We start from the raw sequence: 25,589 nt of genomic DNA on the forward strand, positions 1-25,589 counted from the left end.
ACCGAGGACCGGGGCGGCGGCTCAGGCCTCCACGACCACTTCCTGCGACGCCGCCGTGTTCCCCGCCATCAGCGGCGCGTCCACCGGCACATTGCGCTTGACCAGCGCCAGCGCGATCGGCCCCAGCTCGTGGTGGCGGGCCGACGTCGTGACGAAGCCGAGCTGGCGGCCCTCCTCGCCGTCGGCGGCGAGCCGTACGGGCGTGCCGTGTCCGGGCAGCAACACCTCGCTGCCGTCCAGGTGCAGGAAGACCAGCCTGCGCGGCGGCTTCCCCAGGTTGTGGACGCGCGCCACGGTCTCCTGGCCGCGGTAGCAGCCCTTCTCCAGATGGACGGCGCTGCCGATCAGGCCCAGCTCGTGCGGGATGGTCCGGTGGTCGGTCTCGAAGCCCAGCCGCGGCCGGTGGCCCTCGACCCGCAGGGCCTCGTACGCGAGGATCCCGGCCGGCGGGCCGTTCTCCCGGGCGTACGACTCCAGGTCGGCGCGCGGCAGGAAGACGTCCCGGCCGTACGGCGTCTCCCGTACGACGGCCCCCTCCGGTGCCTCGGCGATGGACCCGGCGGGGACGTGGACCACGGCGAAGTCGTCCGTACGGTCGGCGACGTCCACGCGGTAGAAGAACTTCATCGACTCCAGGTAGGCGATCAGCGCCTCCCGCGTGCCCGGCTCGACATGCGTCCACACCGTCTCGCCGTCGTCCACGAGATACAGCGCGTGCTCGATGTGGCCGTTCGCGGAGAGGATCAGCGCCTCGGTGGCCCGGCCGGCGGGCAGCTCGCTGACGTGCTGGGTGATCAGCAGATGGAGCCAGCTGAGCCGGTCCTCGCCGGTGACGGTGACGACGCCGTGGTGCGAGAGGTCCACCAGGCCCTTGCCGTCGGCGAGGGCGCGTTGTTCACGGAACAGATCGCCGTAGTGCGCGGCGACACCTTCGTCCTGCCCTTCGGCGGCCACGGCACCGGGCAGGGAGAGGAGCGGGCTGGTCGTTGAGTGTCGCTGCATGACGACAAGCGTACGACCGGTCTAGGATTCGCCGCTCGCCGCACGGGCGGTGCAGTTGCGGCAGGTGCCGAAGATCGCGAAGTGCTTCATGTCCGTGGTGAAGCCGAACGTCTCACGCAGCTTGTCGGTGAAGTCGGCGGCGACGGAGACATCCGCCTCGATGACGTTCGTGCAGTCCCGGCAGACCAGATGGATGTGGTGGTGCCGGTCCGCGAGGTGGTACGTCGGCGCGCCGTGGCCCAGATGCGCGTGCGAGACGAGGCCCAGCTCCTCCAGCAGCTCCAGCGTCCGGTACACGGTGGAGATGTTCACGCCGGACGCGGTCTTGCGCACTTCGCACAGGATGTCGTCCGGCGTCGCGTGTTCCAGGGTGTCGACGGCTTCGAGGACAAGCTGGCGCTGCGGGGTCAGGCGGTAGCCGCGCTGCCTCAGGTCACTCTTCCAGTCGGTGCTCACCACGCACCCAGTGTAGGCAGCGCGGCCCCGATCGCCCCAGGAGGAACGGAAGGAAGGCTCCCCTACTTGAAGAACGCGATGCCGTCGTCCGGCAGATCGCCCAGGTCCTTCGCCCAGGCGGCGACCTGCTCCGGCGAGACGACCTTCTTCAGGTGCGCCGACATGTACGCGCGCAGCGGGACCTCGGGGGTGGACTTCTCGCCGACCCACATCAGATCGCTCTTGACGTAGCCGTAGAGCCGCTTGCCGCCGTTGTACGGGCCGGCGGACGCCGTACGCGCGACCGCGTCCGTGACGAGGTCGATCTGCGGCTTCTGGTCGGCCAGCTCCCCGTACCAGATCTCCACGATGCCCTGGTCACGCACCATGACGACCTCGACCTTACGGTCCTTATCGATGCGCCAGTAGCCGGACTCGGACTCGATGGGACGGATCTTCTTCCCGTCGGAGTCCAGGGCCCAGGTGTGCGAGGTGTACTCGATGAAGTCCCGGCCGTCGTGGCTGAAGGAGACCTGCTGGCCGAAGTTGGCCTTCTCCTCACCGGGGAAGTCGAAGACACCCACGCCCTCCCAGTCACCGAGGAGGAAGGCGAGCGGGACGAGGCCCGGATTCAGGTCGGACGGAATCTCGATCATGAGCGGCTCAGGCGATCTGTAGGAATTCGAATGGTGAGGGGGCAGGAGGGCCGGGGACCGGCCCCGATCAGCTCTGGCCCTGGTAGAGCTTCTTCACGACCAGCACGGTGAACGCCAGGATCGCCACCGCGATCAGGGCGAGCAGGGCGGAGAAGAAATTCTCAAGCACAGGGTGCTCCTCACAGAGCGTCGGGGCGGTGGGTGGCCGGTCACCAGCGTAATGGGTGGGGACCCGGCCGTTCGCTGCGAGGTTGGTCCCGGCCGGGCGCGGCCCCAGGTTCGACCCGACCCAGGCCAACACCGCCCTGTCCGGCCTCGCGACCGTTCCGGTCGAACCCGGACTGCGCCCCCGGTTCCTGTTCCGGCGGGAACGCGCCCCCGGTATCGGCGAGGTCCTGCCGGTCAGCGGGGATGCGCGCTCATCGTGTCCGTGTGCGGAGAAGCCGTCGGAGCAGCAGTCGTGCGAGCGGCGCCCATGGCCGGTGAGAGACCGTCCATGCTGACGCGCGTGGTGATGGCAACGACCATCGGCACCCTGCTGGAGTGGTACGGCTTCATCCTGTTCAGCACCATGAGCGCGCTCGTCCTGAACCGGCTGTTCTTCCCGCCCGGTGATCCGGCCGCGGCGACACTGGCGTCCTTCGCCACGTTCGCGGTCGGGTTCCTCGTCCGGCCGCTCGGCGCGCTGGTCATCGGGCACTACGGGGACCGGCTGGGCCGCAGGAGGATGCTGGTGATCACGTTGGTCACCGTCGGCCTGTCCAGCGCCCTGATGGGTGCGCTGCCGACATACGCGACCGCCGGCGCGTGGGCTCCCGCCCTGCTGGTCGTGCTGCGGGTGATCCAGGGGTTCGGCGCGGGAGCCGAGTACGCGGGCGCCTCCCTCACTCTGGCCGAGTTCGCGCCGCCGGAGCGTCGCGGGCGGTACGCCGCCATCCCCCCGGCGGGTGCGACGCTCGGCGCGCTGCTCTCGGCCGGGGTCGTCGCCGCAGTGTCGACCCTTCCCCCGGACGACTTCCTCGACTGGGGATGGCGCATCCCCTTCCTGGTAACCATCCTGGTCACAGCAACCGGTTTCTACATCCGTATGCGGGTGTCCGAGAGCCCGGTGTTCGAGGAGGCCAAGCGGGAGCAGGGAGTCGCGCGGGCGCCGGCCGTGGAACTGGTCCGCGGAGCTCCACGGACCCTGTTCCTCGGGGTGGTCAGCAGCGCGGGGCCGAACGTCGCCGCATACATCCCGGTGGTGTTCGCGCTCGCGTACCTGACCGAGCAGCTTGGTGTCTCCCCTACGGACACCCTCGTCGGTGCACTGATCTACTTCGCGTACAGCGCGGCGGCGACACCGGTGGCCGGAGCACTGGGCGATGCGGTCGGCCGCAGGATCGTACTCGGAGGGGCCATGGTCTGTGCGGCCGCGTTCGCGTTCCCCTTCTTCTGGCTGCTGGAGACCAGAGGGGCCGGGTACGTGTGGTTCGCGTTCGGCTTGAGCGGGCTGCTGCTGGGCGCTCAGCTCGGCGCCCAGGCCGGCTTCCTGGCGGACCTGTTCACCACCAGGACCAGGTTCAGCGGGGTGGCCCTCAGCCGGGAGATCGCAGCCGCGCTGGCGGGCGGCACCGCGCCCCTCATCGCGACCGCGCTGCTGCAGGCGGCCGGGGGAGAAACCTGGCCGGTGGCCCTGTACATGGCTCTGCTGCTGATCAGCGCTCTGGCAGTAGCCCCGATGCACGATCGGGGACGGCGCGAGCAGCGCTGGGAGACTCGGGCGCGGCCCTGAAGGGCGCGCCGTTCCCAGGGCGCCCCGGCCAGTACGGTCCGCACGCGCGCTCGCACGGATCGCGCCGGCATCCCTACGGGACCGGACGACCAGCGCGAGCGTGTCACCCGCGCCGATGTACATATACCTGGCATGCGCACGGTTCAGGGCGATGCCTAGACGCCCCCCACACACAGGACTGAGGCGCGGACTCCGACACCCGCGCATCCGACAGACCCACCGCGCGCCGACGGGGCCGTGCGGGCGCGCACTACAGTGCGGGACATGGCCAAGAAGCTCGTGATCAAGGTAACCGCCGGCGCCGACGCCCCCGAGCGCTGCTCCCAGGCATTCACCGTGGCGGCGGTCGCCGTGGCCAGTGGTGTGGAGGTCTCCCTCTGGCTGACCGGCGAGTCCGCGTGGTTCGCCCTGCCGGGCCGGGCCGCCGAGTTCGAGCTGTCGCACGCCGCGCCGCTGCCGGACCTGATCGAGTCGGTCCAGTCGGCGGGCCGGATCACGCTCTGCACGCAGTGCGCCGCGCGGCGCGGGATCGCGGAGGAGGACGTGCTGGAGGGCGTACGGATCGCGGGTGCCCAGGTCTTCGTCAGCGAGGCGATGGCGGACGACGCGCAGGCGCTCGTGTACTGACCGGCCCGCGCCGTCCCCGTGCGCCCGCTACCGGGATCCGTGCGGTGTCATTTGCGCGGCTTCTTCCTGCCGTCCAGTTCCTCCCACCACTCGTCGGACTTCGGGTCGCCCGACGGGTCGTCCCACCAGCGGTCGTCGGGGCCGCGCGCGTTCGCGATCATCGCCGCGACCGGGGGGATGACCATCGCCACCACGCACATGCCGATCGCCACCGGCACCGACCACAGGCGCACGAAAGCCCAGGCGCTGACGAAGAGGGCGATGCATCCGCCCATCAGCACGAAGTAACGGCGACGACGTCGCGTGTACATACACCGAGCTTACGACTGGCACGGAGGACCGCACCCCGTATCAGGAAGCGTCCAGCCCCCTGGGGTGCGGCCCTCCGGCCGGTCGTGTCCCGCTCGGCCCGGCCGCGGCCGTCGGGCCGCGGCACCGGCCTCAGACCGCGATGGCCACCTCGGCCAGCCCACCGGTCCTGGCGACGACCGTACGGTCCGCCGTGGCGCCCGGCACGAGCGCGCGCAGGGTCCACGTGCCCTCGGCCGCGTAGAAGCGGAACTGTCCGGTCGCCGAGGTCGGAACCTCCGCGGTGAATTCTCCGGTCGAGTCCAGCAGGCGTACGTAGCCGGTGACGGGCTCGCCGTCACGGGTCACGGAACCCTGGATGGTGGTCTCACCGGGCTTGATCGACGAGGCGTCCGGGCCGCCGGCCTTCGCTCCGCACATATGGGATCTGTCCTCCGGGTCAGGCAGGTGGTCTCGCGGGACGGTGGTCGCGCGGGCTGGACTACTTGGCGGCGCCGAGCTCGATCGGCACGCCGACGAGGGAGCCGTACTCGGTCCACGAGCCGTCGTAGTTCTTGACGTTCTCCTGGCCCAGCAACTCGTGCAGGACGAACCAGGTGAGCGCCGAGCGCTCACCGATGCGGCAGTAGGCGATGGTGTCCTTCGCCAGGTCGACCTGCTCCTCCTCGTAGAGGGCCTTGAGCTCGTCGTCCGACTTGAAGGTGCCGTCGTCGTTGGCGTTCTTCGACCACGGGATGTTGCGGGCGCTCGGCACGTGGCCGGGGCGCTGCGACTGCTCCTGCGGGAGGTGCGCGGGGGCGAGCAGCTTGCCGCTGAACTCGTCGGGCGAGCGCACGTCGACCAGGTTCAGGCTGCCGATCGCGGCGACGACGTCGTCACGGAAGGCGCGGATGGACGTGTCCTGGGCCTTGGCCTTGTACTGCGTGGCCGCGCGCTCGGGCACCGCGTCGACCAGGTCGCGCGAGTCCAGCTCCCACTTCTTGCGGCCGCCGTCGAGGAGCTTGACGCCCTCGTGGCCGTAGAGCTTGAAGTACCAGTAGGCGTAGGACGCGAACCAGTTGTTGTTGCCGCCGTAGAGAATCACGAGGTCGTCGTTGCCGATGCCCTTCGCGGACAGGAGCTTCTCGAAGCCCTCCTGGTCGACGAAGTCGCGGCGCACCGGGTCCTGGAGGTCCTGCTTCCAGTCGATGCGCACGGCGTTACGGATGTGGTTCTTCTCGTACGCCGAGGTGTCCTCGTCGACCTCGACGATGACGACCTTCGGGTCGTCGATGTGGGCCTCGACCCAGTCGGCGTCAACCAGGACGTCGCTGCGGCTCATGTGTTCTCCTCCGGGGCAGTGTGCGGCGGGTGGTGCGGGCGGCGGCGCCTTCCGGGCACGGAGGCGCGGCGGGCTGCGGACGGCACGGGGTGGCCCTGACGTGGTCGAAGGGCCGGGGAGAGGTGGCGGGACGGACGTGTCCCGCTCAGGCGGTGCGACAGAGCATGGCGGCGACGCGGCACAGGTCGACTGCCCGCCGCTTCGTGAGGTTCGCCTGTCCCCGCTGCTGGAGACCGCTGATGAAGCACTGCATGCGTCCGATCGTAGGGACGGATACGGTGCGATGTCACCGGTGTGTCGAATTGTGAGACGGGATCGTCCGAGATGTGGGACCAATGGGCGTTCCCAGCGGCCCTGAAGCGATTCCCGGGGCTCTCGTACCGCTGTTCCATCTACGGGATGGACATCCGCGTCTCACGATACGGCGGACGGTGGAATCCGCCCGCCCGGCCCGCCCCGCCCCGGCGGCGCGGCCGTCGTGGGGCCGCCGTGCGGCCGTCAGCCCGTGAGGTCCACGTCCTGGCCCGTGCCCGAGAACCGCAGACCGTCCTCCGTCGCCGTGACCTTGTCGAGCTTGATGGTCGACGGCAGCCCGTCGATCGTCAGGTCGTAGTCGACGACCTCCTTCAGCTTGTCCCCGACACCCGGCACCGGCAGGGTCGGCAGGTCCTCCGCGCGCAGCCGGACCTTGTCGCCGCCCTCCAGCGAGACGGTGCTGTACGCCGTGAAGTCGTCCCGCAGCAGCCCCTTGAAGGCGTCCGGGACGTCGATGCCCGCGCCCTCCACCAGATCGCCCAGCGGCCCCGAGACCTTGACCTGCCCCTTCGCCGCCCGCTCCGGCCCGGCGTAGCCGACCGTCGCGCCCTTCGGCGCGGACTTGGTGAGGTCCTCGTACGAGATCAGCGCCGAGCCCTCCGCGCTGCCCGCGACCGCCGACGAGAACGTGCTGTTGACCTTCACGTCGCGCAGCTCGGCCTTCACCTCGGTCACCTCGACCTCGCGGCCCTCGGTGGTGGCGGTGATCCCGCCGATGCTGACCTCGATCTCGTCCAGCTTCGAGTTCGCCACCTGGGTGAGGAAGGGGAAGCCCTTGATGGAGACGTCGGGTTCGTCGGCCAGGCCCTGGCTGCTCTTGATCTTGCTCGCCGCCTCGGTCTCGGCGAAGTACACCGCGGCCCGGTCGGCGGCGACGAACAGCCCGCCGAAGATCACGACGAAGATCAGCAGAATTCGCAGTGCGCGCATTGCTCGGTGTCCCCCACCCTGGTCGGCCCAGCCCCCGTGACGCCGTGAGCCTAATGGGTCGACGTCCGCAGCGGCGGTTCGGTTCCTGGGGCGGGCTGTCCTCAGCCGCCGGACGGGCTCAGAGGGCCCGCCCCAGCAGGTAGATCGCGGGGACCGCGACCGTCAGCGGCAACGCCACCCCGGCCGTCATGTGCACGAAGCGCGAGGGGTAGTCGTAGCTGGCCACCCGCAGACCGATCAGCGCGCACACCCCGGCCCCGAGGCCGAGCAGCGCGCCCTGGCCGCCGATGTCCGTCAGCACGCCCGCCGCGACACCGGCACCCGCGCCGGCCGCGAGCGCGACCACGATCGAGACGACGCCCGGCAGCGGGAGCGCGCGGGCGACGGTCGCGGCGGCCACGGCGACGGCGCCCACCGTCACGGCGTCCGGCACGGCCGCGAGGTTCCCGGTGGCGATGATGGCGAGCGCGGCGGAGGCCACGGTGGCCATCAGGCCCTGCATCCGCTCGTCGGCGCCCGCGTAGCTGCGCAGTTGCAGGACGACCGTGAGCAGCACCCACGCACCGAGCGTGCCGAGGATCGCGGCCAGGGCGTGGTCGTCACCGACGGCGAGGACCGCGACATCGGCGACGAGCGCGCCGGCGAAGGCGAGCGCGATGCCCTGACGGGCGGGCCACATGCCGTTGAGCCGGAACCAGCCCGCGGCGGTGACCGCCTGGAGGATGACGAGCGGGACGACCAGGGCCCACGGGCCGACGGCCGCGCCGCCCGCGAGCAGCAGGGCGAGTACGGCGGTCAGCCCCGCGGGCTGGATACCGGGCGGGATGATCGGCGACCGGCCCTCGGCGCGGGCGCGCTGGGCGTCGGTGATGCGGGCGTTGCCCATGGTGGTGGGCGAGCTGTAGCTGTCGGCGGCCGGGACCGAGGCAGCGGCGGCGGGGACGGGAGCGGGTGCGGCCGGCACCCCGTACGGCTGCTGTCCGGGGGTCGGGACCTCCGGGGGCAGCGGGTACCCGCCCGACTGCTGCGGCAGATACGCGGTGTCGGCGGCGGCCGGCTGGGGGTGGGGCCGGGACTGCGGCTGCTGGTACTGCGGCTGGTACTGCGTGTCCCAGGTCTGGCCCTCCCAGGTCTGCGCGTCCTGCCCGTTGTCGGACGGTTCCTGGTACGGCTGCTGCTGGTAGTGCTGCTGCTGCGGTGCCTGCTGCTGATACGGCTGCTGGTACGGCTCGGACGGCCCGTCCGGTCGCGGTACGCCGTACTGCTGCTGCCCGTACTGCTCGGAGTCGTAATTCCCCCCGTAGCCCTGCTGTCCGTAGCCCTGCTGTCCGTTGTACCGGCCCTGCCCGTCGTAACGGCCCTGCCCGTCGTACTGGTCGTCGCTCATGCTCGGCTGCTCACCCTCCTGCGAACGGCGGGAGCACTTCGACCGTGCCGCCCTCGGCAAGCCGTACGGTCTCATGCCCACGGGTGCCGACGGGGTCACCGTCGACGAGGAACGAACACCTCTGGAGCACCCGGACCAGCTCACCGGGGTACTTGTCGCGCACGGCGTCCAGCGCCTGGGCCAGGGTGTCCGCCGCGTAGGGCTCCTCGGCGACGCCCGCCGCCGCCTTGGCCGCGGCCCAGAAGCGGATGGTCCCCGCTGCCATGGCGCACTCCTCCATCTATTTCTCGGCAATTTTCCCGTCGGATTCCGTCGGCCCTCCATGATGGCCGATCCCCAGCCCTGCCACGGCATCCGCCGCCTCGGGAGAGGGCCCGGAAAGAGATGACCCGCTGTCTTCGCCCTCTGACACTGAGCACATGTGGGTTATTCTGCTCCGGAAGAGGATCCGGGCAATGTAGCCCCCGGGTCCTTTTGCGCTTTCCGACCCGGAGCGCGGGACGGAAGGCGATGCCACATACGCCCCCACGCTTCAGGGTGTGGGAGGTGCCCCCTTGCAGGGACCGAGGAGGAACCGACGTAATGGGCGAGCCAATGACGCAGACGCACGACGTATGTCCGACCCGGGCAGGTGGGCGGCGATGAGCTCTCTGCTGCTGCTCACGAACGCCCTCCAGCCGTCGACGGAGGTGCTGCCCGCCCTCGGCCTGCTTCTGCACCACGTACGGGTGGCCCCGGCCGAGGGACCGGCCCTGGTCGACACCCCCGGGGCGGACGTCATCCTGATCGACGGCCGGCGCGACCTGCCCCAGGTGCGGTCGCTCTGCCAGCTGCTGCGCTCCACCGGACCCGGCTGCCCGCTGGTCCTCGTGGTGACCGAGGGCGGCCTCGCCGCCGTCACCGCCGACTGGGGCATCGACGACGTCCTGCTCGACACCGCGGGCCCGGCCGAGGTCGAGGCGCGGCTGCGGCTGGCCACCGGACGCCAGCAGATCTCGACCGACGACTCCCCGATGGAGATCCGCAACGGTGATCTCTCGGTGGACGAGGCGACCTACAGCGCGAAGCTGAAGGGGCGGGTCCTGGACCTGACCTTCAAGGAGTTCGAGCTGATCAAGTACCTGGCGCAGCACCCCGGCCGGGTCTTCACCCGCGCCCAGCTCCTCCAGGAGGTGTGGGGCTACGACTACTTCGGCGGTACGCGGACGGTCGACGTGCACGTACGGCGGCTGCGCGCGAAGCTCGGCCCCGAGCACGAGTCGCTGATCGGCACGGTCCGCAACGTCGGATACCGCTTCGTCACGCCGGAGAAGGTCGAGCGCGCGGCGGAGGAGGCGAAAGCCATCGCCGAGGCGGCCGCGAAGGCGAAGGCCTCCGGGCCCGCGGACGGTGCCGCCGACGACACCACGCACACGGCCGACACGTCCGAGGTGCGAGAAGGCGCCGTACGGCCTGCCGGGAGGTAGGTCACCACGCGTAGACTGCCGCGCGTGGCCAAGGTGACGCGGGACGACGTGGCACGACTGGCGGGGACTTCGACCGCGGTCGTCAGTTATGTCATCAACAACGGACCGAGGCCGGTCGCCCCGGCCACGCGCGAGCGTGTACTCGCCGCGATCAAGGAGCTGGGCTACCGGCCCGACCGGGTCGCGCAGGCGATGGCGTCGCGGCGCACCGACCTCATAGGGGTCGTCGTGCCCGACGCGCGGCAGCCGTTCTTCGCGGAGATGGCGCACGCGGTCGAACAGGCCGCCGCCGAGCGGGGAAAGATGGTGCTCGTCGGCAACTCCGACTACCGCAACGAGCGCGAGGTCCACTATCTGCGGGCCTTCCTCGGTATGCGGGTGTCCGGGCTGATCCTGGTCAGCCAGGGCCCGAGCGAGCGCGCCGCCGCGGAGATAGAGGCGTGGGACGCCCGCGTCGTACTGCTGCACGAGCGGCCCGAGGGCATCGACGACGTCGCCGTCGTCACCGACGACATCGGCGGCGCTCAGCTCGCCACCCGGCATCTGCTGGAGCACGGTCATCCGTACGTGGCGTGCCTCGGCGGCGTGGAGTCGACGCCGGTCGTCGGTGACCCGGTGACCGACCACGTCGAGGGCTGGCGGCGGGCGATGCGGGAGGCCGGTCTGTCGACGGAGGGCCGGCTCTTCAAGGCGCTCTACAACCGGTACGACGCCTACAACGTCGCGCTGAAGCTGCTGGCCGGGCCCGACCGGCCGCCGGCGATCTTCTGCTCCACCGACGACCAGGCGATCGGTGTGCTGCGGGCGGCGCGTGAGCTGCGGATCGACGTGCCGGCCGAGCTGGCGGTGGCCGGCTTCGACGACGTCAAGGAGGCGGGGCTCACGGACCCGCCGCTGACAACGGTGTCCTCGGACCGGCCGGCGATGGCGCGGGCCGCGGTGGACCTGGTGCTGGACGACGGGCTGCGGGTGGCGGGGTCGCGCAGGGAACGGGTCAAGCAGTTCCCGTCGGCGCTGATCGTACGACGCTCGTGCGGCTGCTTCTGAGCCCGCTCGCCCGGGTCACTGCGGGGTGAACTCGTACCGCAACTCGTAGAGATGGCCCGCCTTGGCCATCACGGTGACCTCGATGGGACGCTCGTCGGCGCCGTACACCACGCGCAGTGTGCGCAACACGGGCAGGGCGCCGGGCAGTTGGAGTGCTTCGTACTGCTCCTGTGTCGGTATGCGCGCGGAGACATGATCGACGCTGAGCCGGGGCGGGTGGCCGAGTGCCGTCAGCAGGGTGGGAGTTCCACCCTTGATCCGGCGCTGTTCGGCCAGCGGGGTGTCGCGGGCGATGTCCGGTGGGTAGTAGGCGTGCACCAACTCCACCGGATCGCCGTCGAGCGTGAGTACCTGGTGTCGGAGGACCGCGGTTCCGTCGGCGGGCAGACGCAGGGCCGCCGCGACGTCTGCCGGTGCCGTCACCTCCGTAACGGCGAGGAGTGTGCTCCGGGCCTCGCCGCCGCGCTTCGCGGTCTCGGCGAGCCAGGGGTAGGGGTCGTCGCCGGTCGCAGCCGGGGCCATGGAGGAGGCGGGGCGTACGGTCAGCTGCCGGTGCTCCCGTACGGTCACGGAAGCGCCCGCGCGGCCGACAACCAGCCGCTCGCTCTTGAGGAGTTGCAGCGCCTTCTGCACCGTGGCGTTCGAGGCGTCGAATCTCTCCTTGAGCCGCGCGGTGGACGGCAGGCTGGCGCCGGGAGCGAGATCCCCGGTCATGATCTCGTCACGCAGATCGGCGGCGATGCGCTCGTGGAGCGAGCGCCGGTCGAACCCGTTCTCGTCGCTGCGCGGCACGGTCGTCATCCGATCCCGATCTCGTAGCGCAGCCGCTGCCGGTGCGCGGGCATGGTCATCACATCGGCCTGGATGGGCCAGTCGGCACCGTCGAAGGTGACCCGGACCAGCCGGAGCACCGGCTCGCCAGGCTCGGTACGGAGCATTTCGCGCTCCTCCTCGCCGGGCATCCGGGCGGTCACGTCTTCCTGGACGCGTACGCCGATGTGCCCCAGTTCGGCGAGGAGGGTGACAGCGCCGCCGGGGATCTTCGCCGTCCCGGCGAGACGCGTGCCGCGCGCGAGGGATGCGGGGTAGTACGTGTCCGTCAGCTCGCAGGGCACGTCCTCCAGGAGCATCACCCGCCTCCGCACGACGACGGCCTCGCCCGGCGTGACGCTCAACAGCTCCGCCACCTCGTCCGACGCGTCCACCTCGCCCGCACTGACGATCCGCTGCCCGCCCCGCCGCCCCCGGGCCGCCGACTCGGCACCCCACGCGTCGGGTTGGCCCTCGCGTCGCGGCGTCAGATACGGCATCGAGGTGCTGATCCAGGCGGCGGCGCTCATGACGTCCTCCTGTGCTGCTGACGGGATCTTGGCCTTACCGCTTTACACAGTAAGCGACTCAACTTCGCATCCCCCAGCAACAAGCTTGCCGCTTTTCGTGAATAGCAGTACGGCTCTCGCGATCGTACATCGCACGACCAGGCGGAGGTGCCGCGCGATCAGCGCACGGTCGCCGCCTTGAAGGGGAGTGGAAGAATGGACGGAATCCTTGCCCGTCTCTTCGGGCCGCCGACGCGCGGCGTATCGCCGCCACCGCCCACCCCGGAGCATCGGCCACTGGGCACGATCCCCCTCAGCCGGGTTCCCGCCGAGTTCGAGCGGTGGGAGCGATCAGAGAACCGGCTGCGCCGACGCCGGAGGCGGGAGTCCTGGCTCGCCTCGTACGGGCCGGGAACCCGGCAGCACGCAGCCCGTGGCGCGGAGGTCGGCTGATGGGGTGCGAAGGCGCGGTGGTGCTGCGGTGGCGACGGCATCCGAGTTCCGTGGGATCGGCGCGGCTCGAGTTGCGCAAGGCGCTGGCCGGGTGGGGGCTGTCAGCACTGGAGGACTCGGCGGTTCTGGTGCTGTCGGAGTTGGTCACCAACGCGGTGCTGCACGCGCGTGTGCCGCCGGACCGGGAAATCGAGACGCGCTTTCTGCCGACGGGGCTCCCGGACCCCGACGGCCTGCGGATCGAGGTGCACGACGCGTCCGACCTGCGGCCGCACCCGCGCACGGGGGCGCCGGACGCGTGCGACGGACGCGGCCTCCTTATCGTGGACGCGCTGGCCGACGCGTGGGGCGTCGCCGACCGGGTGGGCGTCGGCAAGCTCGTGTGGGCGCTGTGGCAACCCGCCTGTGGCGCCGAGGACCGTGACCGCAGTGACTGACCGGCCGCTCCGCTCGCCGTGGGCACTCTTGCGGATACGAGTCGCCCGAAGCGGTGGCAACTGCCCGTGGGGATGCTGCACGCTCAACGACAGCCCCCGGGGACTCCGCTTCACGGAACGGTTCATCGCGTACCGGCGGGAGACGACGGACGCACCGCCCCGGTAGCTTCCCGGCCGTCTTTATATGGGACATACAAGGTTCTGTCGGGCTTCTCAGAGCGTCTTCAGACTGCTCTCATCCAGCAGGCGGATTGTCGAAGACATGACCGACAACTACCGCCGCAGCGGCGACGAAGACGTGAACCAGCAGCAGGACACCGGCAGTGGCACCGTCAGCGGGCAGGCGTACCCGCCGCCGCCTCCGTACGAGCCCGCCGGGCAGCACGCGCACGGCGCCCCCGAGGCGCCGTACCCGCAGCACGCCCCCGAGGCGCCGTACGCCCACCACGCCCAGGCCGGCCACGCCACCTGGGGCTGGGGCGGCGCCGCCCCCGCGCACTCCCCGGGCCATGCCCGCCGCGCCCGACGACCCGTCGCGCTGCTCGCAGCCGCCGCGTTCGTCGCGGCCGTGGTCGGCGGTGGTACGGCCGCGCTGACCTCGGCGCTGGCGAACGACTCAGCCGGCACCGCCGCGAGCACCGTCACCGGTACGACCGTCTCGCAGAGCAGCAAGGGCACGGTCGCGGGTGTGGCGGCGGCCGTCTCACCCGCCATAGTGGAGATCCAGGCGCAGTCGAACGCCGGACAGTCCACCGGCTCCGGTGTGGTCATCACCGGTGACGGCGAGATCATCACCAACAACCACGTCATCGCGGGCGCTCAGACGGTGAAGGTGCAGCTCAGCACCGGCAAGACGTACACGGCCGATGTCGTGGGCACCAGCCCGGACAAGGACCTCGCCCTGATCAAGCTCCAGGGCGCGAGCGGCCTCAAGACGGCGGCGCTCGGCGACTCCGACAGTGTGAAGGTCGGCGACGAGGTCGTGGCGATCGGCTCGCCCGAGGGCCTGACCGGCACCGTGACCAGCGGTATCGTCTCCGCGCTCGACCGGGACGTCACCGTGTCGAAGGACGAGGGCCAGGGTCAGCAGCAACAGCAGGGCGGTGGCGACGGCCGGTGGCCGTTCGAGTTCGGCGGTCAGCAGTTCAACGGCGACCCGGGCTCCTCCACCACCACGTACAAGGCGATCCAGACCGACGCGTCGCTCAACCCGGGCAACTCCGGTGGCGCGCTGATCAACATGAACGGCGAGATCATCGGCATCAACTCGGCCATGTTCTCGGCGAGCGGTTCGAACGGCGGCGACAGTTCGTCGGCGGGCAGCGTCGGGCTCGGCTTCTCCATCCCGGTCGACACCGTCAAGGCCGACCTGAGCGCGCTGCGCGCCGGGAACAGCGACTAGGAACCGTCTGACGTGCGAGGCTGAAGTGTCGGAGACCCACGTCCCGGCCCCGGTTTCCGAAGCCGTTCAGAGAGAGAGCGACGACATGAGCCCCGCCGAAGGCGATCCGCAGCGCGTCCTGATCGTCGACGACGAGCCCGCCGTCCGCGAGGCGCTCCAGCGCTCCCTCGCCTTCGACGGGTACGGCACCGAGGTCGCCGTCGACGGTGTCGACGCCCTCACCAAGGCCGCCGTCTACCAGCCCGACCTGATCGTGCTCGACATCCAGATGCCGCGCGTGGACGGGCTGACGGCCGCCCGCCGGCTGCGCGCCGGCGGATCGACCGTGCCGATCCTGATGCTGACGGCGCGCGACACGGTCGGCGACCGGGTCACCGGGCTCGACGCGGGCGCCGACGACTATCTGGTGAAGCCCTTCGAGCTGGACGAGCTGTTCGCCCGGATCCGCGCGCTGCTGCGCCGCAGCTCGTACGCGGGATCGGCGGGCGGCGAGCTGCCGGAGGACGACGTCCTGTCCTTCGCCGACCTGCGGATGGACCTGGCGACGCGCGAGGTCACACGGGGCACGCGCCGGGTGGAACTGACCCGTACCGAATTCACCCTGCTGGAGATGTTTCTGGCCCACCCGCGCCAGGTGCTGACGAGGGAGCAGATCCTGAAGGCCGTCTGGGGCTTCGACTTCGAGCCCAGCTCCAACTCCCTGGACGTGTACGTGATGTATCTGCGGCGCAAGACGGAGAGCGGCGGCGAGCCGAGGCTGGTCCACACGGTGCGCGGGGTGGGTTACGCGCTGCGCACCGACGGCGGGCCCGGCGTTCCCGGTCATGGTTCCGGCTCCGTCCCCGGCGGGCACGGCGACCGCGGCGGCCCCGAGTGACCTCTCTCGCCCGGCGGTTGCGTACGCTGCCGCTCCGCTCGCGCCTCGCGATGCTCGTCGCCACCGCGGTCGCCGTGGCCGTCGCGGCGGCGGCCGTCGCCTGCTGGCTGCTGACCCGCGCCCAGTTGGAGTCGGAGCTGGACAACTCGCTCCGCAACACCTCGGCCCCGAACAACCTGGTGCAGGACGCGCTGAACCGGTGCACCCTCGGCCAGACCCCTCCCGAGCCGTCCAACCACGGTTTCGCGTACGTCCAGGTCGTCGGCCGCGACGGCAGCCGGTGTGTGGACGCCTCCTCGCAGCCGGTGAAGGTCCGGTCCGCCGACATCGCCGTGGCGCGCGGTACGGAGCACGACACCCTGCACGACTCCACCACGGAGAAGGGCGCCCCGGTGCGCGTCCACACCCAGCGGATCCCCTTCGGTCCGGCCGGAGCGCAGGTCACCGTCTCCGTCTCCCGCCCCCTCGACGAGATCGACGCCTCGCTGAACCGCCTCGCCCTGCTGCTGACCGCCGTCGCCGGCGCCGGTGTCGTCGGCGCGGGCGCCGCCGGGCTCTGGGTGGCCAGGACCGGTCTGCGCCCGGTCGACGGACTGACCCGCGCGGTCGAGCACGTCGCGCGCACCGAGGATCTGAGCCTGCGCATCCCGGCCGAGGGCGAGGACGAGATCGCGCGCCTCTCCCGTTCCTTCAACTCCATGACGGCGGCGCTCGCGTCGTCGCGGGACCGCCAGGCGCAGCTCATCGCCGACGCGGGCCACGAGCTCCGTACGCCGCTGACCTCGCTGCGTACGAACGTCGAACTGCTCGCCCGCAGCGAGGAGACCGGCCGCGCGATCCCCCCGAAGGACCGTACGGCGCTGATGGCGTCGGTGAAGGCGCAGATGACGGAGCTGGCCTCGCTGATCGGCGACCTCCAGGAGCTGTCCAGGCCGGACGCCCCCGACCCCGGCCCGCTCCAGGTCGTCGCGCTGCACACGATCGTCGAGAGCGCCCTGGAACGCGCCCGGCTGCGCGGACCGGACCTGACGATAGAGGTGGCGCTGCACCCCTGGTACGTACGGGCCGAACCGGCCGCGCTGGAGCGGGCGTTGGTCAACGTCCTGGACAACGCGGTCAAGTTCAGCCCACCCGGTGCGGCCGTGGCGGTCGCGCTCAGCGAGCGGGGCGAGTTGACGGTCCGGGACCATGGCCCCGGTATCCCCGCGGAGGAACTGCCGCACGTCTTCGAACGCTTCTGGCGCTCCCCGTCGGCCCGCGCGCTACCGGGCTCGGGCCTCGGCCTGTCGATCGTGGCGCGCACGGTGCAGCAGGCGGGCGGCGAGATCGCGCTCCGCCCGGCGGCGGGCGGCGGCACGGTGGCCGCGATCCGCATCCCGGGCGCCTCGACGCCGCCCCCGTCCGGCCCGGCGGGCGCGACGCGGGCCTGACGTTGCTGGTCAGTGGAGTCAGCGGAGTCAGAGGGGCTGGAGGCGGCGGCGCAGGAGGCAGAACTCGTTGCCCTCCGGATCGGCCAGGACGTGCCAGTTCTCGCTGCCGTCCTGGCCGACGTCGACCGGCCTCGCGCCGAGCGCGAGCAGCCGCTCCAGCTCGGCGTCCTGGTCGCGGTCGGTGGCGTTGACGTCGATGTGCAGCGGGAGCTTCCCGGTCCGGGGGTCGCTGCTCGGGCTGAGGACGAGGGTGGGCTGCGGGCCGCCGAAGCCCACGTCCGGCGGCCCGATCTCGATGCTTCCGTCCGGCTCCCGGCCGAGTTCGACGTAACCGAGTACCCCGCTCCAGAACGCGGCGAGCAGCTCGGGGTCGGCGACGTCGATGACCAGTTCACTGATGCGGCATGCCATGCCCGCGAGTGTAGATCGGTCCTCGGCAACGGGCCGGAATCGCCCAGGGGGTGTCTGCCCCCGGACAGGCCCCAGGTCCTGTCTTCGAACTGGCGTCTGGCTCACGACGCCTCGCACGCACGCCCGCCGCGTTGTCGGACTCGCCCGAGTACGCCCGGTACGGATGCGATCCTCCGTCTCGCGATCGCACGCACCGGACGCCGTGAGCCCCGCCCCGCGGTCGGACGACGCCAGCTCGAAGACAGGACCTAGCCGTTGTGCCGGATCAGTGAGTCCACCAGCCCCGCCCTCGTCTCCGGGAAGTCCAGCGGCACGATGCCCAGACCGCGCCAGCCCGCACCCTCCGACCCGTCGAGCAGCGAGTGCACCTGCGGGTTGAGCCGGTCGGAGTTCCAGCGGGGCGGCAGCAGCGCGGCCGTGCTGACGAAGTTGATGAACTGCTTGCCCGGCTGCTGTACCGCCTTGCGGAAGTGGGCCTCGATCTCGGGGTACTTGGCGCCCGGCTCGGCCTGGTAGTCGTCCTGGATGTCGAACAGCCCGCCGTCCCCGTACCGCACACCGGGCAGCCCGCCGTTGTCCGCGAGCAGCACGACCTTGCCGCGGGCCTGACCGAGCGTGGGCAGGCTGCTGTCGAGCCGGAAGAGGGAACGCCAGCCCTTGCCGTCCAGATAGGTGTCGAAGATCCGCCGGAACTCCGCGTCGCTCTCCGTCGAGTACTCCTGCTTGACGCGCATCAGCACGGTCTCGGAGGGGTGCGCCTGGAGGAAGTCGCGGCACGCGGTGAGGACGTCGTCGAAGTTGAGGTTCTGGTAGAACGCGGCGTGGTGGATCGGGAAGGCGTTCTCGAACGCCCGGCACCGCACGTCGAGGAACCGCACCCCGGTGTTCAACTGCTCGGCGATGGTGGTTCCTTGGCACGCGACGTACAGACCGCCGCTGTGCGCGCCGGAGTTGTGTGTGCCGGGAAGGGTGAGGCGCTGTACGGGAGTGGAGTCGCCGATCCCGGCGAGCCAGTCGGAGGGAGCGAGCGCGCGCCTCGTCGTGGTGGGCCCGGCCGCCGTCGCTGTCGCGGAGCCCGCACCGACGAGCGCGGTGGCGGAGAGCGCGAGAGCCCCGGCGAGGATCCCTCTGCGCCCAAGTCCAGTACTGGTGGGGGGAGTTGTGCCGCTGTCTGTGACCATGCGGCGAATTATTGCGTGCACGCATCACACAGGAACAGGGCCCCACGTCCACGGCGCCCGCGGCGACCTGACTCCGGCCCGGTCCGCCCGGCCATCGGCCGGATGCGAACCTCAGGACCGTTCGGGCTTGTGGGCGAGGAAGGTGGCGAAGTTCCGCTCGGCCCCTTCGAGGGGTTCCTCCACCAGACGTGAGGTGAGGACGAACCCGGCCTGCTTCAGCAGTCCGGCGATCCGGTCAGGCGGCAGCAGGTAGGACTCGTAGGACACCGGATGACCGCCGTACGCCTGGGTGGGACGCAGATGCCGGTCGGCCCCTACGTGTCCGGACAGCATCAGAGAGCCGCCGGGCGCGAGGGTGCGGAGGAACTCGCCGAACACCACCGGCAGCAGCGCCGGCGGTGTGTGGTGGGTGGAGTAGTACGCGAGTATGCCTCCGAGGCTGTCGTCCTCGATCGGGAGCGCAGTCATCGAACCGACGTCGAAACGCAAGTCCGGGTGGGCGCGACGAGCCAGCTCGACCATGGCGGGCGACAGGTCCATCCCGAACGCGGCCACTTGCCGCTCGGCGAGGTACGCCGTGACTCTGCCGGGCCCGCATCCCAGGTCCGCGACGGGCCCGAGGCCGGCCGTCCGCACCACCTCCGCGAAGACGTTCAGCATCCCCCGTGACAGCGGATCCAGCTCCGCCGGAGACTTGACCCGTTCGACGTAGTCGCGGGCGACCGTGTCGTACGACTCCCGGACAGCGGCGAGGTAGGAGAGATCAGGCATACGGGCGACTCTAGTGAGGCCCGGCCTCACATCGGTGGCGCGACCGCGACTCGGAACCGGCTTGACCCTCACGTCGCGTGAGGCCGGAGAGTGAGCCGCATGAGCGACTACTACAACGCGTTCGAGACGAGTCCCGTGCCCGCTCCCGGTCCGGACGCGGTCCCGCCGGAGCCGTTCCGCGGCATCTACGGAATGCCCGCGTTCGTGACCATCCCCACCGGCGATCTGACGGCCTCGGTGGACTTCTGGACCCGTGGTCTCGGGTTCTTCGAGCTGTTCGGCATCCCCGGCAAGGTCGTGCATCTGCGCCGATGGGCGTTCCAGGACGTACTCCTCGTCCCCGCGGAGAGCGTTCCGGAGCGGGCACCGGCGATCAGCTTCAGCTTCGCGTGCGTGCTCAGCCAGGTGGATTCTCTCGTGGAGGACTGCCGTGCGCTGCGCCATGACTGCGTCGACGGTCCGCGGGACACCCCCTGGAACACCCGCGACGTGGTGGTGACCACCCCCGAGAACGCCCGGATCGTCTTCACCGCGGCGAAGCCCTTCGATCCGGCCAGTCAGGAGGCCCGGAACCTCGCGGCCTTCGGGATCACCCCGCCGGCCGTGGGTCGCGACGACAATGGGGACCATGCGTGATGCCACGGACGCCGGCGTGTACGGCGACGGCGACGGCGACGGCGACGGCGACGGCGACGGCCTGACCGTCGGTCAGGTCTCGTCGCGTCTGGGCGTGACGGTCCGCGCGCTGCACCACTGGGACGAGATCGGTCTGGCGCGACCGTCACTGCGCACGGCTGCCGGGTACCGGCTCTACACCGCCGTCGATCTGGAACGTCTGCACCGCATCGTCGTCTACCGCGAGACGGGTCTCGCCCTGGACAGTATCCGGACCGTCCTGGACGACTCGGCGGCGGGCGTGCCCGGTGCGCTGCGCGCGCAGCGCACACAGATCACCGAACGGATCGACCGCCTCCAGCGGCTCGGTGCCGGACTGGACCGGATGATCGACGCCCACGAGCGCGGTCTGCTGCTGACCGTCGAGCAGCAGGCCGCGATCTTCGGTCCCCGGTGGAACCCTGACTGGCCCGCCGAAGCCCGTGAGCGATACGGGGACACGGCGCAGTGGCTTCAGTACGCCGAACGCTCGGCCTCTCGCGGTCCGGAGGAGTGGCAGGCCGTCGCCGACGCCGTCGCCGGCTTCGAGCGCGCCCTCGGGGACGCGATGGACGCCGGCGTCACGCCCGGCAGCCCGGAGGCGAACCAACTCGTCGAACGCCACCGCGAGGTCTTCGCTTCCTACTTTCCCCTCACCAGGCAGATGCAGGTCTGTCTCGGCCGCAGGTACGAGGCCGAACCGGCGTTCGCCGCCCACTACGACGGCGTCCGCCCCGGCCTCGCCGCGTGGTTCCGCCGGATCGTCGACGCCAGTGCGCGCGCCCACGGCATCGACCCGGACACCACGACCTGGCGTTAGGGGCGGGCCCGGAGGCCGGTCAGCCTGCCTCACGGCCCGGTACGGCTACGGGGCTCGGCGGGGTCGATTTCGACAAGCCCGGGGCGGCCACGTGTGATCAGGGACGCCACAGGTCGCGCCTCGACCCACCGACAGATTTTCCTGTCTTGACAAATTTTATTGTCGGTCGGATCCTGGAGGCGTGCTGGACGTCGCTGTGATCGAAGAACCCGCCGCGGCCGAGGCGTCCCTGGACCCGATACGGTCCCGGATCCTCGCCGCCCTCGCCGAGCCCGGCTCGGCCGCCATGCTGGCCGTCCGTCTGGGGCTGCCCAGACAGAAGGTCAACTACCACCTGAAGGAGCTGGAGCGGCACGCGCTGGTCGAGCTGGCCGAGGAGCGGCGCAAGGGCAACGTCACCGAGCGGGTGTTCCGCGCCACCGCCGCCTCCTACGTGATCTCACCCAGCGCGCTGGCCGCCGTCAGCCCGGACCCCTCCCGGTCCCCCGACCAGCTCTCCGCCCGCTGGCTGCTCGCCCTCGGGGCCCGGCTGGTGCAGGAGGTCGGGACGCTGCTGGGCGGCGCCGCGCGGGCCCGGCAGCGGGTGGCGTCCTTCGGTATCGACGCCGAGGTGCGTTTCGCATCCGCCGCCGACCGGAGGGAGTTCGCCGACGAACTGGCCCGGAGCGTGGCCACGCTCGTCGGCCGGTACCACGACGAGTCCGCCCCGGGCGGCCGGAGTCACCGGGTGATCGTCGGGCTCCACCAGATCCCCGCCTCCCCGCCGGAAGCCGGGGGGACGGACGGACAACAACCCGAAGCAGGCCAGGAGGACCGGTCATGACGCACCCGTTCGAGATCGAACTGGAGACGACCCTGCCGGCGAGCCCGGAAGAGGTCTGGGAGGCGATCGCGACAGGGCCGGGGATCGACTCCTGGTTCATGGGCCGCAACGAGGTCGAGCCGCGCGAGGGCGGCACCGCCTCCATGGACACCGCCGGGCACCGCGAGGAAGCGGTGATCACCGCCTATGAGCCCGGCAAGCGCTTCGCGACCCGTACGCCCACGGACGAGAACGGCCGGTTCATGGCCTTCGAGTATCTGATCGAGGGCAGGGACCGGGGCAGCACCGTGCTCCGCGTCGTCCACAGCGGTCTGCTCGGCGACGACTGGCAGGACGAGTACGACGCCCTGCGCCGCGGCTGGCCCTTCCACCTCCACACGCTCCATGAATATCTGGCCCACTTCGCCGGACGCGCCGGGGTCCCGGTCTTCGCCATGGCGCCGTCGCCGGAGAAGACGCCCCAGGAGGTGCGGGCGGCGCTGGTCCGCGGCCTGTCGCTGCCGGTCCCCGTCACCGTGGGCGTCCGGGGCCACGCCGAGCCGGCCGGACTGGTGCCGCTGGACGGCGAGGTGGTCTGGGCGGACGACGAGCGCATCGGGCTGCGTACGGCCCAGGGGCTCTACACCTTCCATCACGGGTCCGGCGTGGCGGTGATGTTCCACCATCTGTTCGGGCCGGACACGGACGGGGCCGAGGCCGCCTGGCAGCAGTGGCTGAACGACCTCGTCGCCTGACGACCGCCGAACCATCGAAGTCCCACAGCGGACAGCAAGGAAGAGAGCTCATGCGTACTCTGATCAGCACCGCCTTCATCTCGCTCGACGGCGTCGTGGAGGCTCCGGGCAGCGAGCCCGGCTACCGCAACTCCGGCTGGACCTTCAAGGAGGTCGACTTGCTCCCCGAGGCGTTCGACATCAAGGGGAGGGAGCAGGAGGAGTCCACCGCGATCCTGATGGGCCGGGTCAGCTACGAGGCGTTCAGCCCCGTGTGGCCGGACATGGAGGAATTCGCGCACTACAAGGCCGTGCCGAAGTACGTCGTCTCCACCGCGCTCACCGAGGACGAGCTCGTCCCGAACTGGGGCGAGACCACCATCCTCCGCTCCCTCGACGAGGTCGCCGCCCTCAAGGAGACCGAGGGCGGTCCGATCATCGTCCACGGCAGCGCCTCCCTGAACCACGGCCTCTCGGACGCGGGCCTGATCGACCGCTACCACCTGCTCGTGTATCCGCTGCTGCTCGGCGCGGGCAAGCGGCTGTTCAGCACCACGGACAAGGACACGCAGAAGCTGAAGCTGGTCGAGCACGCCGTGTACGACAACGGCCTCCAGCTGAACGTGTTCGACGTCGTGCGCTGACTTCTCTCGATTAATCAAGTTTGACTAGTCCATACGGCGGGCATACGCTTCGAACGAGCAACCTAGTCAAGCTTGACCAATGAATCACGGGAGAGAGTATGCCCCTGCTGCCCGACACCGGTTACACCCCGTCCCAGGACGAACTCGCCTCCGTCGAGGCGTGGTTCGCCGCGTACGACGCCCACAGCGCCAAGCGGGACATCGCTCGGATGGCGGACCTCGCCGTCTTTCCGCTGAATCTCGTCAGCGACAACCCGGCCGGTGACGGGGCCTCGGCCCAGTGGGACAGGGAACGGTTCATCGGGACGATGACCCATGTGATGGGCGAGGGCGGGGACGGAGACCTCACGTTCGACTCCGTCCGTACGCCCGTCTTCCTCACCTCGGCGATGGTCGTCGTCTTCACCGACTCCACGATGACCACGGCCGCGGGCGAGACCCAACAGCTGCGCTACGCCGATGTGCTGATCAAGAGGAACGGGGAGTGGGCCTTCCAGACGATGATCCAGGGCGGCTGGGGCGACAACCTCACCTGAGGGGCGTGGCGACCTCGCCCCGGACCCGGGCCGCGTGCTGCCGGGCAGGGCTTCATTCGTGGTCCGCCCGGTGATCGGCGACGCGCGTGGCGGCCAGAGCGGCCTCCGTGTCGGCGTTCGTGAGGTCGGCGTTGATGTGGGCCCCGGCCAGGGCGCCGGCCGCGGCCGATGCTCCGACCTGGGCGGCGGGGTCGGCGGCGTTGCCCGCCACCCACACGCCCGGGACGGACGTGACGCCCGCCGGTCCGCTCGCGAAGTGGCGGCCCATGCCGCCCGGCAGATCCTCCGTCAGCAGTTTCAGAGAGTCGAGGCCGTCGGTACGGGCCAGCATCGTGGTCGCGACCGCGAGGACCTTGCGGGGAACGGTCCGGCCGTCGGTCAGCCGCACGCCCTCGATGCCGTCTCCGCCGTCGCCGGGGGACTCCGTGGATTCGACCGACGCCACGGGGGTGTCCACGACCCGGATGCCGCGGGCGGCGAAGCGCGAGCGGGTACCCTCGTCCAGCTCGGTGCCCCGGGTGAAGTAGACCAGGTCGTCGGTCAACTGCCGGAAGAGCATGGCGTGATGGACGGACGCCGGGCCCACGGCCAGGATCCCCATGGGTTCGTCGCGCACCTCCCAGCCGTGGCAGTACGGGCAGTGCACCACGCCGTGCCCCCAGTGCCGGGCCAGCCCGGGAACGTCGGGCAGCACATCGCGCAACCCGGTGGCGACCAGCAGCCGGCGCGCCCGCAGTACGGCCCCGTCGGCCAGGGTCACGGCGAAGCGCGGATCACCTTCGGCGGTCGGGTCGGCCGGGACGGCGTCCGTCACCTCGCCGGCCACGATCCGTCCGCCGTAGCCGCGCACTTCCTCGCGCCCCTTGCGGAGCAGTTCCGCCGGCGGGACGCCCTCCCGGCCGAGCAGACCGTGCACGCCCTCGGCGGGTGCGTTGCGGGGCGTACCGCTGTCGATCACGACGACCGAGCGGCGGGAACGGGCGAGCATCAGCGCGCCGTTCAGCCCGGCGGCGCCGCCACCGATCACGACGGCGTCGTACTCGTGGTCCGTCTCGTACTCGGTCTCGCACTCCGCATCAGCGGTCGTCTCAGACATGCGCGTGGCCTTTCCCTGGTGGTGTGCGGGCCCTGAGCGGCCCCGCACGTTCCACACTAGGCACGGCTTGCCTATACGGCATAAGCTGTTGCTCATGACGCAAGAAGATGGCGAGCTGGACAGCCTCGTACGCAAGCGGATCCGCGCCCTACGGGTGGCGCAGGGCTGGTCCCTCGACGAGCTGGCCACCCGCGCGCGGCTCAGTCCCTCCACGCTCAGCAGGATCGAGACCGGTCGGCGCCGCCTCGCCCTGGACCAGCTCGTCACCCTCGCCCGCGCCCTGGACACCTCGCTCGACCAGCTCGTCGAGACGGCCGCGGACGACGTCATCTCCAGCCCGACGATCGACGCGGCCCATCAGCAGATGCAGTGGCCCGTGCGGGCGGCGCCGGACCTGACAGTCGTACGTCAGCGGGTGACGGATCCGCCGCCCGACAACCCCGCCCGCATGCGCGCCCACCCCGGCCACGAGTGGCTCGTGGTCCTCTCCGGCACCGCGGTCCTGCTGCTGGGCAACCGCCGCTTCCGGGTGGAGACCAATCAGGCGGCGGAGTTCCCCACCATGCTTCCGCATGCCATCGGCGCGGAGGGCGGCCCGTGCGAGGTCCTGGGGATCTTCGACCGGGACGCCCGGCGCGGGCACCAGGGCGGCGCGGGCGGACAGGCGTCGGATGCGCAGGACGGGCAGGGCGCGCGGTAGAGCCGCTTGCCTCTTCAGCACCTTGGAGAGCCACCTTCTTGCGCATCCGGAAA

Annotated in this window: 31 protein-coding genes; 15 read left to right on the top strand and 16 right to left on the bottom strand. The window is 70.9% G+C overall.

The features are described from left to right. Nucleotides 1-21: 21 nt before the first annotated feature. From SSPS47_RS14875 to SSPS47_RS14885, 3 genes are read right to left on the bottom strand one after another with little or no spacing between them, the layout of a single operon-like run. The gene (locus SSPS47_RS14875; RefSeq protein WP_164251546.1) at nt 22-1,002 is read right to left on the bottom strand and encodes a folate-binding protein YgfZ; all 981 of its coding nucleotides are present in this window, start codon (nt 1,000-1,002) and stop codon (nt 22-24) included. 21 nt (nt 1,003-1,023) lie between these two features. Further along, nucleotides 1,024-1,461 (bottom strand): transcriptional repressor, encoded by a 438-nt coding sequence (locus SSPS47_RS14880; protein WP_147876598.1) that lies wholly within the window; start codon nt 1,459-1,461, stop codon nt 1,024-1,026. Between the two features lie 59 nt (nt 1,462-1,520). Continuing rightward, entirely contained in the window at nt 1,521-2,093 is a 573-nt protein-coding gene (locus SSPS47_RS14885) for an FABP family protein (protein ID WP_164251547.1), read from the bottom strand. 514 nt (nt 2,094-2,607) lie between these two features. Here SSPS47_RS14885 and SSPS47_RS14890 point away from each other — a divergent pair. Together SSPS47_RS14890 and SSPS47_RS14895 are read left to right on the top strand one after the other, a co-directional pair. After that, nucleotides 2,608-3,867: an MFS transporter gene (locus SSPS47_RS14890; protein ID WP_164251548.1), complete on the top strand. Its 1,260-nt coding sequence runs from the start codon at nt 2,608-2,610 to the stop codon at nt 3,865-3,867. 264 nt (nt 3,868-4,131) lie between these two features. Next, nucleotides 4,132-4,494: a DsrE family protein gene (locus SSPS47_RS14895; protein WP_164251549.1), complete on the top strand. Its 363-nt coding sequence runs from the start codon at nt 4,132-4,134 to the stop codon at nt 4,492-4,494. Nucleotides 4,495-4,541: 47 nt separating this feature from the next. Here SSPS47_RS14895 and SSPS47_RS14900 read toward each other — a convergent pair whose 3' ends face one another. The 7 genes from SSPS47_RS14900 to SSPS47_RS14930 form a co-directional block, all read right to left on the bottom strand. Beyond that, nucleotides 4,542-4,805 (bottom strand): DUF3099 domain-containing protein, encoded by a 264-nt coding sequence (locus SSPS47_RS14900; protein ID WP_164251550.1) that lies wholly within the window; start codon nt 4,803-4,805, stop codon nt 4,542-4,544. Between the two features lie 130 nt (nt 4,806-4,935). Then, nucleotides 4,936-5,223, bottom strand: a complete 288-nt coding sequence (locus SSPS47_RS14905; protein WP_164251551.1) for a DUF1416 domain-containing protein — start codon at nt 5,221-5,223, stop codon at nt 4,936-4,938. A gap of 61 nt (nt 5,224-5,284) precedes the next feature. After that, nucleotides 5,285-6,124 (bottom strand): sulfurtransferase, encoded by an 840-nt coding sequence (locus SSPS47_RS14910; RefSeq protein WP_147876593.1) that lies wholly within the window; start codon nt 6,122-6,124, stop codon nt 5,285-5,287. A gap of 145 nt (nt 6,125-6,269) precedes the next feature. After that, nucleotides 6,270-6,377: a putative leader peptide gene (locus SSPS47_RS36210; protein ID WP_023540667.1), complete on the bottom strand. Its 108-nt coding sequence runs from the start codon at nt 6,375-6,377 to the stop codon at nt 6,270-6,272. A 245-nt stretch (nt 6,378-6,622) separates the two neighbouring features. Next, nucleotides 6,623-7,369: a DUF2993 domain-containing protein gene (locus SSPS47_RS14920; RefSeq protein ID WP_187280244.1), complete on the bottom strand. Its 747-nt coding sequence runs from the start codon at nt 7,367-7,369 to the stop codon at nt 6,623-6,625. Between the two features lie 118 nt (nt 7,370-7,487). After that, on the bottom strand, nt 7,488-8,831 hold the full coding sequence (locus SSPS47_RS14925; RefSeq protein ID WP_239064916.1) for a hypothetical protein: 1,344 nt from the start codon (nt 8,829-8,831) through the stop codon (nt 7,488-7,490). Beyond that, a complete protein-coding gene (locus tag SSPS47_RS14930; protein ID WP_147876591.1) occupies nt 8,767-9,021 on the bottom strand; it encodes a MoaD/ThiS family protein in 255 nt (84 codons plus the stop codon). Before SSPS47_RS14930 ends, SSPS47_RS14925 begins: the two co-directional genes overlap by 65 nt. A 376-nt stretch (nt 9,022-9,397) precedes the next feature. Here SSPS47_RS14930 and SSPS47_RS14935 point away from each other — a divergent pair, with 376 nt between their 5' ends. Next, nucleotides 9,398-10,222, top strand: coding sequence for a response regulator transcription factor (locus SSPS47_RS14935; RefSeq protein ID WP_164251553.1), 825 nt, complete (start codon nt 9,398-9,400; stop codon nt 10,220-10,222). Nucleotides 10,223-10,246: 24 nt separating this feature from the next. Continuing rightward, nucleotides 10,247-11,269, top strand: a complete 1,023-nt coding sequence (locus tag SSPS47_RS14940) for a LacI family DNA-binding transcriptional regulator (RefSeq protein ID WP_164251554.1) — start codon at nt 10,247-10,249, stop codon at nt 11,267-11,269. 15 nt (nt 11,270-11,284) lie between these two features. Here SSPS47_RS14940 and SSPS47_RS14945 read toward each other — a convergent pair whose 3' ends face one another. Both SSPS47_RS14945 and SSPS47_RS14950 read right to left on the bottom strand, forming a co-directional pair. Continuing rightward, on the bottom strand, nt 11,285-12,070 hold the full coding sequence (locus SSPS47_RS14945) for a GntR family transcriptional regulator (RefSeq protein WP_164251555.1): 786 nt from the start codon (nt 12,068-12,070) through the stop codon (nt 11,285-11,287). Beyond that, nucleotides 12,067-12,609 carry a UTRA domain-containing protein gene (locus tag SSPS47_RS14950; RefSeq protein WP_164251556.1) on the bottom strand — a complete coding sequence of 181 codons (543 nt, stop codon included), beginning with the start codon at nt 12,607-12,609 and terminating at the stop codon, nt 12,067-12,069. The genes SSPS47_RS14945 and SSPS47_RS14950 overlap by 4 nt, the downstream gene beginning before the upstream one ends. Nucleotides 12,610-13,040: 431 nt before the next feature. Here SSPS47_RS14950 and SSPS47_RS14955 point away from each other — a divergent pair, with 431 nt between their 5' ends. From SSPS47_RS14955 to SSPS47_RS14970, 4 genes are all read left to right on the top strand, one after another. Beyond that, a complete protein-coding gene (locus SSPS47_RS14955; RefSeq protein ID WP_164251557.1) occupies nt 13,041-13,478 on the top strand; it encodes an ATP-binding protein in 438 nt (145 codons plus the stop codon). A gap of 262 nt (nt 13,479-13,740) precedes the next feature. Then, nucleotides 13,741-14,880 (top strand): trypsin-like peptidase domain-containing protein, encoded by a 1,140-nt coding sequence (locus SSPS47_RS14960; RefSeq protein ID WP_164251558.1) that lies wholly within the window; start codon nt 13,741-13,743, stop codon nt 14,878-14,880. Between the two features lie 85 nt (nt 14,881-14,965). Beyond that, nucleotides 14,966-15,757 carry a response regulator transcription factor gene (locus SSPS47_RS14965; RefSeq protein WP_239064917.1) on the top strand — a complete coding sequence of 264 codons (792 nt, stop codon included), beginning with the start codon at nt 14,966-14,968 and terminating at the stop codon, nt 15,755-15,757. 50 nt (nt 15,758-15,807) lie between these two features. Then, nucleotides 15,808-17,187 (top strand): HAMP domain-containing sensor histidine kinase, encoded by a 1,380-nt coding sequence (locus SSPS47_RS14970; RefSeq protein WP_164254592.1) that lies wholly within the window; start codon nt 15,808-15,810, stop codon nt 17,185-17,187. A gap of 27 nt (nt 17,188-17,214) precedes the next feature. Here SSPS47_RS14970 and SSPS47_RS14975 read toward each other — a convergent pair whose 3' ends face one another. The 3 genes from SSPS47_RS14975 to SSPS47_RS14985 form a co-directional block, all read right to left on the bottom strand. After that, nucleotides 17,215-17,598, bottom strand: coding sequence for a VOC family protein (locus SSPS47_RS14975; RefSeq protein ID WP_147876584.1), 384 nt, complete (start codon nt 17,596-17,598; stop codon nt 17,215-17,217). 248 nt (nt 17,599-17,846) lie between these two features. Further along, entirely contained in the window at nt 17,847-18,779 is a 933-nt protein-coding gene (locus SSPS47_RS14980; RefSeq protein WP_164251559.1) for a phosphatidylinositol-specific phospholipase C, read from the bottom strand. 111 nt (nt 18,780-18,890) lie between these two features. After that, a complete protein-coding gene (locus SSPS47_RS14985) occupies nt 18,891-19,550 on the bottom strand; it encodes a class I SAM-dependent methyltransferase (RefSeq protein ID WP_164251560.1) in 660 nt (219 codons plus the stop codon). 99 nt (nt 19,551-19,649) lie between these two features. Here SSPS47_RS14985 and SSPS47_RS14990 point away from each other — a divergent pair, with 99 nt between their 5' ends. The 6 genes from SSPS47_RS14990 (at nt 19,650) to SSPS47_RS15015 (ending at nt 23,740) form a co-directional block, all read left to right on the top strand. After that, complete coding sequence (locus SSPS47_RS14990; RefSeq protein ID WP_164251561.1) at nt 19,650-20,186, top strand: VOC family protein; 537 nt, start codon at nt 19,650-19,652, stop codon at nt 20,184-20,186. Further along, nucleotides 20,179-21,024 (top strand): MerR family transcriptional regulator, encoded by an 846-nt coding sequence (locus SSPS47_RS14995; RefSeq protein WP_164251562.1) that lies wholly within the window; start codon nt 20,179-20,181, stop codon nt 21,022-21,024. Before SSPS47_RS14990 ends, SSPS47_RS14995 begins: the two co-directional genes overlap by 8 nt. 181 nt (nt 21,025-21,205) lie before the next feature. Then, the gene (locus SSPS47_RS15000) at nt 21,206-21,847 is read left to right on the top strand and encodes a helix-turn-helix domain-containing protein (RefSeq protein ID WP_164251563.1); all 642 of its coding nucleotides are present in this window, start codon (nt 21,206-21,208) and stop codon (nt 21,845-21,847) included. Next, nucleotides 21,844-22,581 (top strand): SRPBCC domain-containing protein, encoded by a 738-nt coding sequence (locus SSPS47_RS15005; protein WP_164251564.1) that lies wholly within the window; start codon nt 21,844-21,846, stop codon nt 22,579-22,581. The genes SSPS47_RS15000 and SSPS47_RS15005 overlap by 4 nt, the downstream gene beginning before the upstream one ends. A 50-nt stretch (nt 22,582-22,631) precedes the next feature. Next, complete coding sequence (locus SSPS47_RS15010) at nt 22,632-23,204, top strand: dihydrofolate reductase family protein (RefSeq protein ID WP_164251565.1); 573 nt, start codon at nt 22,632-22,634, stop codon at nt 23,202-23,204. Nucleotides 23,205-23,302: 98 nt separating this feature from the next. Beyond that, complete coding sequence (locus SSPS47_RS15015; RefSeq protein ID WP_164251566.1) at nt 23,303-23,740, top strand: DUF4440 domain-containing protein; 438 nt, start codon at nt 23,303-23,305, stop codon at nt 23,738-23,740. Between the two features lie 52 nt (nt 23,741-23,792). On the opposite strand, the gene SSPS47_RS15020 is transcribed toward SSPS47_RS15015, so the two are convergent. Further along, the gene (locus SSPS47_RS15020; protein ID WP_164251567.1) at nt 23,793-24,836 is read right to left on the bottom strand and encodes an NAD(P)/FAD-dependent oxidoreductase; all 1,044 of its coding nucleotides are present in this window, start codon (nt 24,834-24,836) and stop codon (nt 23,793-23,795) included. A gap of 94 nt (nt 24,837-24,930) precedes the next feature. Here SSPS47_RS15020 and SSPS47_RS15025 point away from each other — a divergent pair, with 94 nt between their 5' ends. Beyond that, entirely contained in the window at nt 24,931-25,536 is a 606-nt protein-coding gene (locus SSPS47_RS15025; protein WP_164251568.1) for an XRE family transcriptional regulator, read from the top strand. Nucleotides 25,537-25,589 lie beyond the last annotated feature (53 nt).

The sequence above is a fragment of the Streptomyces sp. S4.7 genome (assembly GCF_010384365.1).
Lineage (GTDB): Bacteria > Actinomycetota > Actinomycetes > Streptomycetales > Streptomycetaceae > Streptomyces.